Below are 12,829 nucleotides of genomic sequence, written 5' to 3'. Positions count from 1 at the left end.
GGAGCGACGGAATCTTTACCCTCCCCACGAAGGAGAGGGTAAAAAAGTCACACTACTTTCTACGATAGCTCTTCTGAGCCGTATTGACCTTGTAGAGGTAGCGGCGGGACTCTGCGGAAGGGTGACGGCTGGTGAGGGTCTGGTAAACATCCCCCGGTGACATACTGTTGATAATGTTTGCCGCCTGGATTTTATCGTTGGAGAAGACCCGCAGCACGCTGCCTGCGCCGCCGTTGTAGGCGGTGATCACCGCATAGCGACGTGAGGTCGGGTTATCAATGCCGCTCAGGTAGACGTTATTCAGCATCGCCAGATAGGCGGTACCGGTGTCGATATTGCTGGCAGGATCAAACAGGTAACTGCGGCTTGGCATACCCGATCTTCCCTGCGAGCGGAACACATCTTTCCCGGCGCTGTGCTGCACAACCTGCATCAGGCCCAGGGCGTCGGAACGGCTCACCGCGTACGGGTTAAACGACGATTCAGTCTGCATAATCGCCAGGATCAGCGACTCATCGACACCATATTTACGCGATGCCTGACGGACCATCCCGACATATTTGTGCGCACGTTTATCGAGGTGGTTCGGCACCAGGTTAATGGTCACGCTGTAGATAACACGCAGGCCGTTGCTGCGGCTTTTCAGGCGCGTCTGCAACAGGTAGTTAGCAAAATTATTAGCACGGCCTTCCCAGCGAATAGACTGGCCGGTTTGATCCACCACCTGGCCATAGAGGAACGGCTCTTTGGAGATGGTGATGTCGTCGGCATCGGAGTAGAGGTCGATAGAGCCCGGATCGTCACCCATCAGCAGGGTTTTCACGATCGCCTCGCGCAAACGCGCCGCAGGATCGGTTCCGGCAATGGTCTCGACGGTAATGGTACCTTCGTCAAAGTTGATGTGGCTGCGGGTCTGGTAAGCGTCGGTGTACTTAACGTAGTCCTTTGGTCCTGCGATCAGTACCTCGTTAAATCCCCAGATATTTTCGATGTTATGGGCGAATTGCCCCATCAGAATGTCAAAACCGTTGGTGTCCTTTACCCAGGCTTCGTTATAGCTATCGCCTTTCTTACTGGAGGAACACGAAACAAGTAACGGTGCAACAAGAGCAAGCGCTAAAAATTTTTTCATCATTCCAGGAGTGCGTGTTGTGTTTGTTCTGGGGCTGTTTTCGCCGGGTGGCGCTACGCTTACCCGGCCTACAAACCGTAGACCAGGCAAGGCGGCACGATATTATTTTTCTGGTGGCGTATAGCCTTCAATGTGAACGTCTTTGCCTTCAAACAGGAAATTGACCATCTCCTCTTCAAGCTGTTTGCGGTGTTCAACGTTCATCATGTTGAGCTTGCGCTCGTTAATCAGCATGGTTTGCTTGTGTTGCCACTGCGCCCACGCCTCTTTTGAAATTTCGTTATAGATGCGCTTACCCAGATCGCCCGGATAGAGCTGGAAGTCCTGGCCTTCTGCTTCACGCTGCAGGAAGGTGCAAAAAATTGTTCTGGCCATACTGATTCCTCTTTGTCGCCCGGAGCTAAACCGTTGCTCCGACACGTAATTGCTGTAACAGGCGCTCTACGGGAGCCGCGAGCCCCACTGACGGCGGTTGCGCTAAGTTATACCAGAGAGCGGTGCCTTCATCCATGCACGCCGTGAATGAGGACACGGGAAGCCACATTGGAACAATATCCAGATGGAAGTGGCTGAAGGTATGGCGAAACGCGTTGAGCTGCACAAGAGTATCGGCAGGGATGCCGCGTTGCGCCAGCCAGTCGCGAAGACGCTCCTCATCCTCAAACTGCGGGAAGCAAAAGAGACCGCCCCATAAACCGCTTGGCGGACGCTGGGCGAGCCAGACGGTCTCCTCGTGCTGCATCAGCAGGAAATAGCCGGTACGCTCTGGTAAGATCTGCTTCGGCTTTTTTCCAGGATAGTGTGCCCACGACTGGTTAGCATAGGCGACGCACAGATTATTCAGCGGGCAAAGTTCGCATTTCGGTTTCGAGCGGGTGCAGACCATTGCCCCTAAATCCATCATCGCCTGGTTAAAGCGTTCAACGCCGTGAGCGGGAGTGACCGCTTCACTGATCTCCCACAGGCGCTTCTCCACCTCTTTCTTGCCCGGCCAGCCACCGACGGCGTAGCAGCGCGCCAGCACGCGTTTAACGTTGCCGTCGAGAATCGGGAAGTGTTTACCCAGCGAGAGAGAGAGGATGGCTCCGGCGGTGGATCGCCCAACGCCCGGCAGGGCGGCCACTTCATCGAAGGTTTCCGGGAAGGTGCCACCGTGCAGCGACACCACCTGCTGGGCGGCTTTATGCAGATTGCGGGCGCGGGCGTAATAGCCGAGCCCGGTCCACAGATGCAGCACTTCATCCAGCGGGGCGTTAGCCAGATCGGTCACCGTTGGAAAACGCGCCATAAAGCGCTCAAAGTAAGGGATAACCGTCGCGACCTGCGTTTGTTGCAACATCACCTCTGAGAGCCATACTTTGTACGGTGTTTTTTCAATTTGCCAGGGGAGGGTTTTACGCCCGTATTTGTCGTACCAGTCCAGCACCTGGGCTGAAAATTGAGAGGCTTGCATGGTCTTCGCTTTGCGGTATCAGGGAGGCAGATTGCAGCACAGAGGCATGCGGCTGTAAACCGGATCTTTCCCATGCTTGCATCCGGTCATTAACTTTGGATAATGCCCGTTTCCCGAACATTCTCACAAGCAGACTACTCTTTTATGAAAAACGACGTCATATCACCGGAATTTGATGAAAACGGTCGCCCGCTGCGCCGTATTCGCAGCTTTGTCCGCCGTCAGGGGCGCCTGACCAAAGGGCAGCAGCACGCGCTGGATAACTACTGGCCGGTGATGGGCGTTGAGTTCACCGAACAGCCGCTCGACTTTGTGGCGCTGTTTGGCCGCGACGCACCGGTCACACTGGAGATCGGTTTCGGCATGGGCGCTTCGCTGGTGACTATGGCAAAAGCGCGCCCGGAGCAGAACTTCCTCGGCATTGAAGTCCACTCCCCGGGCGTCGGTGCGTGTCTGGCGACAGCGCACGAAGAGGGCGTCGAGAACCTGCGCGTGATGTGTCACGACGCGGTAGAAGTGCTGCACAAGATGATTCCTGACAATTCTCTGAGCATGGTTCAGCTCTTTTTCCCTGACCCGTGGCACAAAGCACGTCATAATAAACGCCGTATCGTTCAGGCGCCGTTTGCTGAACTTCTCAGAAGCAAACTGAAGCTGGGTGGTGTTTTCCATATGGCAACCGACTGGGAACAGTATGCGGAACATATGCTGGAAGTGATGTCGGCGCTGGACGGGTATAAAAACCAGTCTGCGAGCAATGACTATGTACCGCGTCCTGAATCGCGTCCGGTAACCAAATTTGAACAGCGTGGCCATCGTCTTGGTCACGGCGTATGGGACTTAATGTTCGAGAGGGTGAAATAATGGCAAAGAACCGTAGCCGTCGTCTGCGTAAGAAAATGCACATCGAAGAGTTCCAGGAGGTGGGTTTTTCGGTTGCATGGCGTTTCCCGGAAGGCACCAGCGTAGAAAAAATTGATGAAGATGTCGATGCTTTCATCAATGAAGTCATTGAGCCGAACAAGCTGGCGTTTGACGGCAGCGGCTACCTGGCCTGGGAAGGTTTGATCTGCAAACAAGAGATCGGCAAGTGTACCGAAGAAGATCAGGCCATTGTGCGTAAGTGGCTGGAAGACCACAAATTCGAAGAGGTGCGCATCAGCGAACTTTTCGACATTTGGTGGGACTAATAGAGCATCAGGGGCCAGCAATTGCTGGCCCATTTTGTATGAGGGAGAATATATGATGCGCAAAACGCTGCTCGCCGCGGCCTTAATGACCACGGCACTCACCGCTCACGCAGAGTACAAATGTGAAGTCACGCCGCGTGACGACGTGATCCTGAGCCCGCAAACCGTGCAGGTAAAAGGCGAGAACGGCAATCTGGTGATCACCCCGGATGGCAACGTCATGTTTAACGGCAAGCAGTACACGCTGAGCGCAGCCCAACGTGAACAGGCAAAAGACTATCAGGCCGATCTGCGCAGCGCGCTGCCGTGGATCGACGAAGGCGCTCTGACCCGCGTGGAAAAAGGCCGTGTCGCGCTGGATAGGATCATCGCTAAAGAGGCAGGGGAGAGCAGCAATATGCGCTCGCGCCTCACCAAACTGGATGCGCAGTTAAAAGAGCAGATGAACCGCATTATTGAGCATCGCACCGATGGCCTGACGTTCCACTATAAAGCGATCGATCAGGTGCGCGCCGACGGCCAGCAGCTGGTGAACCAGGCGATGGGCGGCATTCTGCAGGACAGCATTAACGAGATGGGCGCCAAAGCGGTACTGAAAGGCGGCGGCAACCCGCTGCAGGGTGTGCTGGGTAGCCTGGGCGGCCTGCAAACCGCCATCCAGAACGAGTGGAAAAACCAGGAAGCGGATTTCAAGGCATTCGGCAAAGACGTGTGTCAGCGCGTTGTCTCGCTGGAAGAGAGCCGCAAGGCGCTGGTGGGCGGGCTGAAGTAACGCTATTGAACCAGCAAAGGGGGACGCCCTTTGCTGGTCTGCATCACATTAAGCCCAGCAGTTCAGGAAGAAACAACGAAATTGCAGGGATGTAGGTAATCAGCATCAGCGCGGTTATCAGGGCTAAGTAGAACGGCAGTAGAGGTTTAATCAACTGCTGGATCTTCACCCCGGAAATAGAACAGCCGACAAATAATGCGCTGCCCACCGGCGGCGTCAGCAGGCCGATACAGAGATTGGCCACCATCATAATGCCGAAATGCACCGGATCCATCCCCAGCTCCTGAGCAATAGGCAGGAAAATAGGGGTAAAGATCAACACCGCAGGGGTCATATCCATAAAGATCCCGACGATCAGCAGCACGATATTAACCAGCAGCAGAATAATCAACGGATTATCAGAGATCCCCATCAGCGTATCGCTGATCAAATACGGAATGTCTGCGTTGGTCATCGCCCAGGACATCCCCACGGAAAAGCCGATCAGCAGCAAGACGATGGAGGTCATGACCACCGACTCCAGAATCAGCCTGGGTAACTCCCGCCATTTCACCTCCCGGTAAATCAGCACTGACAGAATAAAGGTGTAGACCACAGCGATGGCCGATGCCTCCGTGGCAGTAAAGATACCGCCCAGAATGCCGCCCATAACGATGATGACCAGCAGCAGGCTTGGCATCGCGTCAAAAAAGGCCTTTATCGCCTGAGCGCGGGTGGGGCGCTCAGCGAGTGGATAAGCGCGGCGTTTAGCAATGACGGCACAGACGATCATAACCGCCAGCCCCATCAGAAGACCCGGCAGGTAGCCCGCCATAAACAGTGAGGCTATCGAGACGCCGCCCGCGGTAAGGGAGAAGACGATCAGCACGTTGGAAGGGGGAATGAGCAGGCCCGTGATGCAGGATGTGACGTTTACCGCCGTGGTGAAGGTGGGGTCGTAACCCTGCTTTGTCTGGATAGGGTGAAGCGTTCCGCCAACGGCGGCCGCGGCGGCTACCGCGGAACCAGAGATGGAGCCAAACATCATATTCGCCATCACATTCACGTGACCGAGCGAGCCGGGAACCCGGCCAACCATCACCTGGGCCAGATTAATCAACCGTATGGCGATTCCGCCGCTGTTCATTAGCGTGCCCGCAAAGATAAAAAACGGGATCGCCAGCAGCGAAAAATTATCCAGGCCGTTCGCCAGACGTTGGGACACCGTGACGACGGCGATCTCCCACGGGAACATCAGCAGCATGGAGGCCACCGTAGCGATACCAATCGAAAAAGAGATCGGGACGCCAATGAAAACCAACACAAAAAAGCTGCCAAACAGCGTGAGCGCTACTGCGTTTTCCATTATAACGCCTCCACGTTTGCGGTTTTCAGAGCCAGCCGGCTCTGGCACATAAAATTCAGGGCATAAAACATGATCACCAGGCCGCTCAGCGGAAGGATAAGGTAGACGTAACCCATGGGGATCTGCATGACCGCAGAGACTTGGGCCGTCTCAAGGGTTTTACCGATAAGCCGGATGCCTCCCGTTACGATGACCAGCCCGGCAAAAACAAAGATCATCAGGTTGACCAGCAGGCTCAACAGCGCCTGCTTAGGCTGACTCAGGGAGAGGGCGAGAAGGTCGATAGAGAGGTGTCGCTGGGCGCCCACGCTGTAAGCCGCACCGAGCAACCCCACCCAGATCATTAAGAAGCGCGCCAGCTCATCGGTCAGGGTGCTGGGTTGGTTAAGGACGTAGCGACTCACAACCTGCCACACCACACAGATAACCAGCGCAATCATCACCAGCACGCAAAAAGCGGCAATGACGCGGTCTACCGCAGCCTTAAGGCGGTTAAATATCATGGTGAATATCCCGTTGAAAAAGGGCCTGATGCGGCCCTTAGAAAAATTATTGCGGTACCGCGTTTTCAAACTTCGCTAACAGGGCTGCTTGTTTGGGATCTTTTTTGAAATCATCAAACAGCGGCTGAACCGCGGCGCGGAAGGGGGCTTTATCAACTTTGATAATCTCACCACCCATCGCTTTCGCCTGGGCGCGGGTTTGCGCATCAATCTCATCCCACAGTTTTTGCTGATAAACCTGCGAGTTGCTGGCGGCGGTTGCCAGGATCTGCTGCTGCGCCGGGGTCAGAGCGTCCCAGGTTTTGGTGGCGATAACCAGAAAGTCCGGTATTGAGGCGTGTTCATCCTCAGAAAAGACCTTCGCGATTTCAATGTGGCGAGTTTGTACCCATGACGGCACATTATTTTCCGCCCCATCAACCACCCCTTGCTGCATGGCGGTATAGACTTCGCCGAAGGAGACGGGCGTTGGCGAGCCACCCATAAGTTCAATCATTTTTATCGTGGTGGGGCTTGGCTGAACGCGAATTTTAAGCCCTTTCAAATCGTCTGGTTTGGTAATGGGCTTTTTAGCATAAAAGCTACGGGTGCCAGCAACGTAAGCGGATAACGCAAAAAAGCCTCTCTCTTTGGTCGACGCCATAATTTCTTTGCCGATGTCGCCAAATACGACGGTATTAAAGTGGGCCTGATCGCGAAATAAAAAAGGTAAATTATAGATGGCGTAAATATTATCAAAGGATTCTAAATCACTGGCTGAGCCTTTTGTCATATCCAGCGCGCCATTTTGTAAAAGCTCCATGGTTTCGCGGGCATTGCCCATTTGGCTGCTGGGATAGATCCGTATGGTCATGGTGCCATCAGAGAGCGTTTTAACATCTTTCGCCATGGCTTCGAACGCCCGGTGGACAACGTGGCTACGTTCGAGATTATGCGCCAGTTTCAGGGTGATTTTATCCGCTGCGCTGGCAGCAGTAGCGAATAACGTAATTGAAAGTGCCGATAATAATAAACGTAAATACGAACGAGTTTTCATTATTAAGCTCCATGCTAAAAGGTCGTTATCACTAATTCCATTACGCGTTACTTTTATTTGTATGACAGATTAACAAAGTTGTCGTACATGTGTCGCAATAGTAATCGTAATTTCCGCATGGAGTAGGGGTTTATTATTAAAATGTGCGCTGGATTAGATAAATAGACGGAGGGGGATTAATGATTCAGCCAAAAATATATGGTCTACTTTATTTGTGATTAAAAAGCCGTAATGTTTATTCGGTTTTAACGATATAAAAATGCGCCCGGAGGCGCATCAGGCATTATTCTGCGAGGAACAGCTCAAGAAGGGAGTTCAGGAACAATTTCCCCTGCTGGGTGATTTGCCAGTACTGGTCGCATTCGGTCAGATAACCTTTGGCGATGGCTTCATTCAGTTGAGGGCGAATTACCGCTTCAGGCAAGCCGGTATACAACGTAAACTCCGCGCGCGGTGCGGCTTCCAGCAGGCGGAAGCGGTTCATAAAGAACTCGAACGGCTTATCTTCGGCTTCAACATCATGGCTGCGCTCAAGATAGCGTCCTTCCATATAGCCACGCGGATGGCGCGTTTTAGCCGTGCGCAGAATCCGTCCGTCCGGGAAGGTCACTTTGCCGTGGGCGCCACAGCCAATGCCCAGGTAGTCGCCAAAACGCCAGTAGTTCAGGTTGTGCTGACACTGGTAGCCAGGCTTCGCGTAGGCCGAGGTTTCGTACTGCTGATACCCGGCAGCGGTCAAAAGCCTGTGGCCTTGCTCGAAAATATCCCACAGCGCGTCATCATCAGGCAGCACCGGCGGGCGTGAACCAAACAGCGTGTTCGGCTCAATGGTCAGCTGATACCAGGAGAGGTGTGGCGGGTTCAGCTCAATGGCCTGGCGCAGATCGTCCAGCGCTTCCTCCAGGGACTGATCCGGCAGGCCGTGCATCAGGTCGAGGTTAAAGCTGCGCAATCCCAGCCCGGTCGCAAGATGAGCGGCGCGCTTTGCTTCATCCGGGCCATGAATACGTCCCAGACGCGTTAACTTTGACGCGCTAAAGCTCTGCACACCAATAGAGATACGGTTCACCCCGGCGCGCTGATACTCCACAAAACGGTCGGCCTCAACGGTTCCCGGGTTGGCCTCCATGGTAATCTCTGCATCCGCTGCCAGATTAAGACGCGCACGCACGCCATCCAGCAGCGTCTGCATCGCCGGGCCTGAGAGCAGGCTCGGCGTACCGCCACCGATAAAAATGGTCTTTACTTCACGTCCCTGCGCGTAAGGTACGTCGGCGTCCAGATCGGCAAGCAGATGCTGAACGTAATCGTCATGGGGCACTTCGCCTTTTAGCGCATGCGAGTTGAAATCGCAGTACGGGCATTTCTGCACGCACCACGGGATGTGAATATAAAGACTCAATGGTGGCAAATTAGCCATTACGTAATGCTTCCAGTAACAGTTTCAGGGCGCGTCCACGATGGGAAATCGCGCTTTTTTCTTCGCGGGTCAGTTCCGCAGCGGTTTTGCCCTCGCTCGGGACAAAGAAGATCGGATCGTAGCCAAAGCCGCCATTGCCTGCCGCCTCGCGGGCGATCACGCCCGGCCAGCTGCCGTGGCAGACCAGCGGCGTTGGGTCTTCAGCGTGACGCATATAGACCAGCACGCAGTGGAACTGCGCTTTGCGCTGCTCATCCGGCACATCCTTGAGCGTTTCCAGCAGCTTTTCGAGATTCTGCTGATCGCTGGCATCGACGCCGGAATAGCGGGCGGAGTAAATTCCTGGCGCGCCGCCAAGGGCATCTACCGCCAGGCCCGAGTCATCGGCAATGGCCGGTAAGCCGGTGACCTGTGCAGCATGGCGCGCCTTCAGAATGGCGTTTTCAATAAAGGTCAGGCCGGTCTCTTCCGCAGAGTCCACGCCCAGTTCGGTCTGGGCAATCACATCCAGACCAAAATCATTTAACAGCGAGGCCAGCTCGCGCACTTTACCGGCGTTACCGGTAGCGAGAACAACTTTTTGCATCTGTTAATCCTGTTGTATCAGAGCCGCGACTTCCGTCGGGATTTGTTGCGGATTTAGAATTTTGACCTGCTTGTGACGGCCCAGTTCACCTTTCTCGATCAGCACCTGGCTTTTCGCAACGCGAAACTGCTTCGCCAGATACTTCACCAGATGGGCATTGGCCTGGCCATCCACAGGAGGGGCGGTGATGGCGACTTTCACTTCGTCGCCATGCAGTCCGATAATCGTATCGCGGCTGGCTTTCGGCTGAATATACAGCCGTAAAACCAGCCCATCGGCGCAGGTGCTGACAGCACTCATAACGCCATCCACAGCCCCGGCAGCAACATATTGCCTGTGGACTGCAGCAGTTCAGCGATACCCATGTTGATCACGTACAGCAGCAGTACGAGGATCATCGGGGAGAAGTCAATTCCGCCCATGGCTGGCAGCAGATTACGAATCGGGCGCAGCAGCGGGTCGGCAAGCTGAATCAGGGCATACTCCACCGGGCTACGGCCCTGGCTTACCCAGCTCATGATCGCCATCAGCAGCAGAACCCAGAAAATCAGCAGGCCGATCGTTTTTATCAGGATCAATACCGCCGCGATCCAGATGATCGGCTGGAAGGTGATGACCATAAACAGCACGATCGCTTTCACCACGCACAGGATCAGCGCAACCAGCAGGGAGGCGCTGTCAATCGGGCCCATCGGCGGGATCACCCGGCGCAGCGGCCCGACAATCGGTTGGGTCACTTTCACGACAAACTGTGAGAAGGGGTTGTAAAAATCACAACGGGCCCACTGCATCCAGACGCGTAACAAAAGCACCATCGTGTACAGTTCAATGACCGTTGAGAGCAGGAAGGTCAACGTCTTCATGGCGTTCCTCAGGTTTCCTTATTATTGGGTGTAATCGCGCGCGCCGAAAATTGCTGTCCCGATGCGCACCATGGTGCTGCCAGCCGCAATCGCGGCGGCCATATCGTCCGTCATGCCCAGTGAAAGCGTGTCGACCGTTGGGTGGCGCGTTTTAAGCGCCTCAAATGCTACAGCCATTTGCCGGGCTACGGCAAACTGCCTGTCGTAATCTGTTTCAGGGGCCGGGATCGCCATTAACCCGCGAAGCGTCAGGCCGGGCAGAGCGGCAACCTGTTCCGCCAGCTGCTCCAGTTGTTCAAGAGCAATACCTGACTTACTGTTTTCGTCGCTAATATTGATTTGAATCAGCACGTTAAGCGGCGGCATCTCGGCCGGGCGCTGCTCGCTCAGACGGGTGGCGATGCGCAGACGATCGACGGTATGACACCAGTCGAAATGCTCCGCCACCAGTCGGCTTTTGTTCGACTGTAGTGGCCCGATAAAGTGCCACTGCAGATCCGCGGTGCCCTTTTCCCGGAAATGGCGGATTTTTTCCACCCCTTCCTGCACGTAGTTTTCACCGAACATGCGCTGGCCTGCATCAATCGCTTCTGCGATGGCGCTCGCAGGCTTGGTTTTACTGACTGCAAGCAACTTAACTTCTTCTGAAGCACGGCCGCAACCTGTTGCCGCGGCTGAGATTTTGTCCCTGACCTGTGCCAGGTTATGCGCAATGTCGTTCATTTTCCGGGGATCATTAAATGGATATGGAAGAAATTGTGGCCCTTAGTGTAAAGCATAACGTGTCGGATCTACACCTGTGCAGTAACGCGCCACCTCGCTGGCGGCGGCGAGGGAAAATGGAATTTGCCCCCTTTCCGGGGCCGGAGGTCGCGATGCTGCTGAAAAGCTGGCTTAGCGACGAGCAGCAGGGGGCATGGTGCGCCCAGGGACAGGTGGATTTTGCCGTTACGCTTGCGAGCAAGCAGCGGCTGCGGGCCAGCGCCTTTGCACATATGCAGGGGTGTTCCCTGGCGCTCCGCCTGCTTCCAGACGAGTGCCCGCAGTTGCATACACTGGGAGCGCCGCGGGCGATACCTGAACTGCTGGCAAATGATAACGGCCTGATACTGGTGACCGGGGCGACAGGCAGCGGTAAATCCACCACGCTTGCGGCGATGGTCGATTTTCTCAATCACCATAGCGACGGACATATCCTGACGCTCGAAGATCCGGTGGAATTTATCCATCAGAGCAAGCGTTGCCTGATTCAGCAGCGGGAGATTGGCCTGCATTGCCTCTCCTTTTCTGACGCGCTGCGGGCAGCATTACGTGAAGATCCCGATGTAATCCTGCTGGGCGAACTGCGTGACAGCGAGACGATCCGCCTTGCGCTTACCGCCGCCGAGACCGGGCATGTGGTGCTGGCGACGCTTCACACCCGGGGCGCCGCCCAGGCGGTGGAGAGGCTGGTGGATGCCTTTCCCGCGCAGGAAAAAGAGCCGGTACGTAAACAGCTGGCAGGCAGCCTGCGGGCCGTGCTGGCGCAAAAACTCGAAAGGGACAACCAGCAGGGGCGCGTCGCGCTGTTCGAGCTGCTGGTTAATACCCCAGCGGCGGCCAATTTGATCCGTGAAGGCAAAACCTATCAACTGCCCGGCGTGATCCAGACCGGGCAGCAGGCTGGCATGCAAAACTTCGAGCAGAGCCTGGCTGAGCGCAGGGCGCAGGGGCGATTGTCATAAGCTTGCGCCAGCAGAGAATGCCTCTCATGGCCTTGTTTCCTGCGGTATGAGCGCTAGAATCGAGTTTCTGATTGCACTGATTGAAAGCGGCTATGTCATCACAACCGAACCAAAGTCTTATCGACGGCATTCGCTGTCTGCAATATCTGGTTTCCAGCGGCCGTGCTATCGGTTGCCGTGAACTCGCACGACTGATGGGGATCAACACCACCCGAGTGAACCGTTTGCTGATGACCATGGCCTCTATTGGCCTGACCATGCAGGACGAGCACCGCCGCTACCTGCCAGGCCCCGGTATTCATGCCCTGGCGGCGCAGTCCATCCGTGGCTCGGAGCTGTTCTCCCGCGCCTTGCCCCGGCTGGAGCGCCATGCGCCACGCGATATCGTGGTGGCGTTGGGGGTGCTGTGGGAGGATCAGGTCATTTATATCTGGCACGCCGTTCCCGGCAGCCAGGCCAGCCAGGCGCTGGCTGGATTCCATATGCTCCCCGCCTGGCAATCGGTGATTGGCATGTCGCTGCTGGCGAGCGAACCGGATGACGCGCTGATCCCCCGCTTTACGCCCGAGCAGTGGCAAAACCTCGCCCCGCATGTGGCCCAGCAGCGTGAGCAGGGACGTGTGATCTGGCATCACGACGACGGTGAAGTGTCGATGGCGGTACCCGTAGGAGCGCATCATGCCGCGCTGGCGTTTGCCGGTATGTGGAATATTGACGATGAGAGCGTCCGCTCACGTCTTGATGAGCTGACCGCGCTCAACGCCACGCTGCTGGCGGACCAGGAGTGAATTGCCCGGATTGCCGG

General features: G+C 55.5%; 16 protein-coding genes. 5 read left to right on the top strand and 11 right to left on the bottom strand.

Going from position 1 to position 12,829, the window contains the following annotated elements:
- Window positions 1-52: 52 nt before the first annotated feature.
- The 3 genes from mltC to mutY form a co-directional block, all read right to left on the bottom strand.
- Entirely contained in the window at window positions 53-1,132 is a 1,080-nt protein-coding gene (gene mltC / locus GNG26_RS18525; RefSeq protein ID WP_103822828.1) for a membrane-bound lytic murein transglycosylase MltC, read from the bottom strand.
- A 102-nt stretch (window positions 1,133-1,234) separates the two neighbouring features.
- Window positions 1,235-1,507, bottom strand: a complete 273-nt coding sequence (locus GNG26_RS18520; protein WP_103176936.1) for an oxidative damage protection protein — start codon at window positions 1,505-1,507, stop codon at window positions 1,235-1,237.
- 25 nt (window positions 1,508-1,532) lie between these two features.
- A complete protein-coding gene (mutY, locus tag GNG26_RS18515; protein WP_156239750.1) occupies window positions 1,533-2,585 on the bottom strand; it encodes an A/G-specific adenine glycosylase in 1,053 nt (350 codons plus the stop codon).
- A 144-nt stretch (window positions 2,586-2,729) separates the two neighbouring features.
- Between mutY and trmB the strand changes: the two genes are divergently transcribed.
- From trmB to GNG26_RS18500, 3 genes are read left to right on the top strand one after another with little or no spacing between them, the layout of a single operon-like run.
- Complete coding sequence (trmB, locus tag GNG26_RS18510) at window positions 2,730-3,449, top strand: tRNA (guanosine(46)-N7)-methyltransferase TrmB (protein ID WP_114316815.1); 720 nt, start codon at window positions 2,730-2,732, stop codon at window positions 3,447-3,449.
- Complete coding sequence (locus tag GNG26_RS18505; protein ID WP_103822825.1) at window positions 3,449-3,775, top strand: YggL family protein; 327 nt, start codon at window positions 3,449-3,451, stop codon at window positions 3,773-3,775. Before trmB ends, GNG26_RS18505 begins: the two co-directional genes overlap by 1 nt.
- 52 nt (window positions 3,776-3,827) lie before the next feature.
- The gene (locus GNG26_RS18500; RefSeq protein WP_103822824.1) at window positions 3,828-4,547 is read left to right on the top strand and encodes a DUF2884 domain-containing protein; all 720 of its coding nucleotides are present in this window, start codon (window positions 3,828-3,830) and stop codon (window positions 4,545-4,547) included.
- Between the two features lie 43 nt (window positions 4,548-4,590).
- Here the strand turns inward: GNG26_RS18500 and GNG26_RS18495 are convergent, their stop codons facing one another.
- From GNG26_RS18495 to GNG26_RS18460, 8 genes are all read right to left on the bottom strand, one after another.
- Window positions 4,591-5,892 (bottom strand): TRAP transporter large permease, encoded by a 1,302-nt coding sequence (locus GNG26_RS18495; protein WP_156239749.1) that lies wholly within the window; start codon window positions 5,890-5,892, stop codon window positions 4,591-4,593.
- Window positions 5,892-6,395, bottom strand: coding sequence for a TRAP transporter small permease (locus tag GNG26_RS18490; RefSeq protein ID WP_156239748.1), 504 nt, complete (start codon window positions 6,393-6,395; stop codon window positions 5,892-5,894). Before GNG26_RS18490 ends, GNG26_RS18495 begins: the two co-directional genes overlap by 1 nt.
- A gap of 46 nt (window positions 6,396-6,441) precedes the next feature.
- The gene (locus GNG26_RS18485; protein WP_156239747.1) at window positions 6,442-7,431 is read right to left on the bottom strand and encodes a TRAP transporter substrate-binding protein; all 990 of its coding nucleotides are present in this window, start codon (window positions 7,429-7,431) and stop codon (window positions 6,442-6,444) included.
- 283 nt (window positions 7,432-7,714) lie between these two features.
- A complete protein-coding gene (gene hemW / locus GNG26_RS18480; protein WP_103822822.1) occupies window positions 7,715-8,851 on the bottom strand; it encodes a radical SAM family heme chaperone HemW in 1,137 nt (378 codons plus the stop codon).
- Complete coding sequence (locus GNG26_RS18475) at window positions 8,844-9,437, bottom strand: XTP/dITP diphosphatase (RefSeq protein ID WP_156239746.1); 594 nt, start codon at window positions 9,435-9,437, stop codon at window positions 8,844-8,846. Before GNG26_RS18475 ends, hemW begins: the two co-directional genes overlap by 8 nt.
- Before the next feature lie 3 nt (window positions 9,438-9,440).
- A complete protein-coding gene (gene yggU, locus GNG26_RS18470; protein ID WP_103822821.1) occupies window positions 9,441-9,737 on the bottom strand; it encodes a DUF167 family protein YggU in 297 nt (98 codons plus the stop codon).
- Window positions 9,734-10,300: a YggT family protein gene (locus GNG26_RS18465; RefSeq protein WP_103822820.1), complete on the bottom strand. Its 567-nt coding sequence runs from the start codon at window positions 10,298-10,300 to the stop codon at window positions 9,734-9,736. Before GNG26_RS18465 ends, yggU begins: the two co-directional genes overlap by 4 nt.
- A 21-nt stretch (window positions 10,301-10,321) precedes the next feature.
- Window positions 10,322-11,023, bottom strand: coding sequence for a YggS family pyridoxal phosphate-dependent enzyme (locus tag GNG26_RS18460; RefSeq protein WP_156239745.1), 702 nt, complete (start codon window positions 11,021-11,023; stop codon window positions 10,322-10,324).
- Window positions 11,024-11,040: 17 nt separating this feature from the next.
- On the opposite strand from GNG26_RS18460, the gene GNG26_RS18455 reads away from it, so the two are divergent.
- Entirely contained in the window at window positions 11,041-12,024 is a 984-nt protein-coding gene (locus GNG26_RS18455; RefSeq protein WP_156239744.1) for a type IV pilus twitching motility protein PilT, read from the top strand.
- A gap of 92 nt (window positions 12,025-12,116) precedes the next feature.
- Window positions 12,117-12,812, top strand: a complete 696-nt coding sequence (locus tag GNG26_RS18450) for a transcriptional regulator (protein WP_103822817.1) — start codon at window positions 12,117-12,119, stop codon at window positions 12,810-12,812.
- Window positions 12,813-12,829: the final 17 nt, after the last annotated feature.

The sequence above is a fragment of the Leclercia sp. J807 genome (genome assembly GCF_009734465.1).
GTDB lineage: Bacteria > Pseudomonadota > Gammaproteobacteria > Enterobacterales > Enterobacteriaceae > Enterobacter.
The sequence above is the reverse complement of the archived record's forward strand: the minus strand, read 5'-3'. Positions and strand labels throughout refer to the sequence as shown.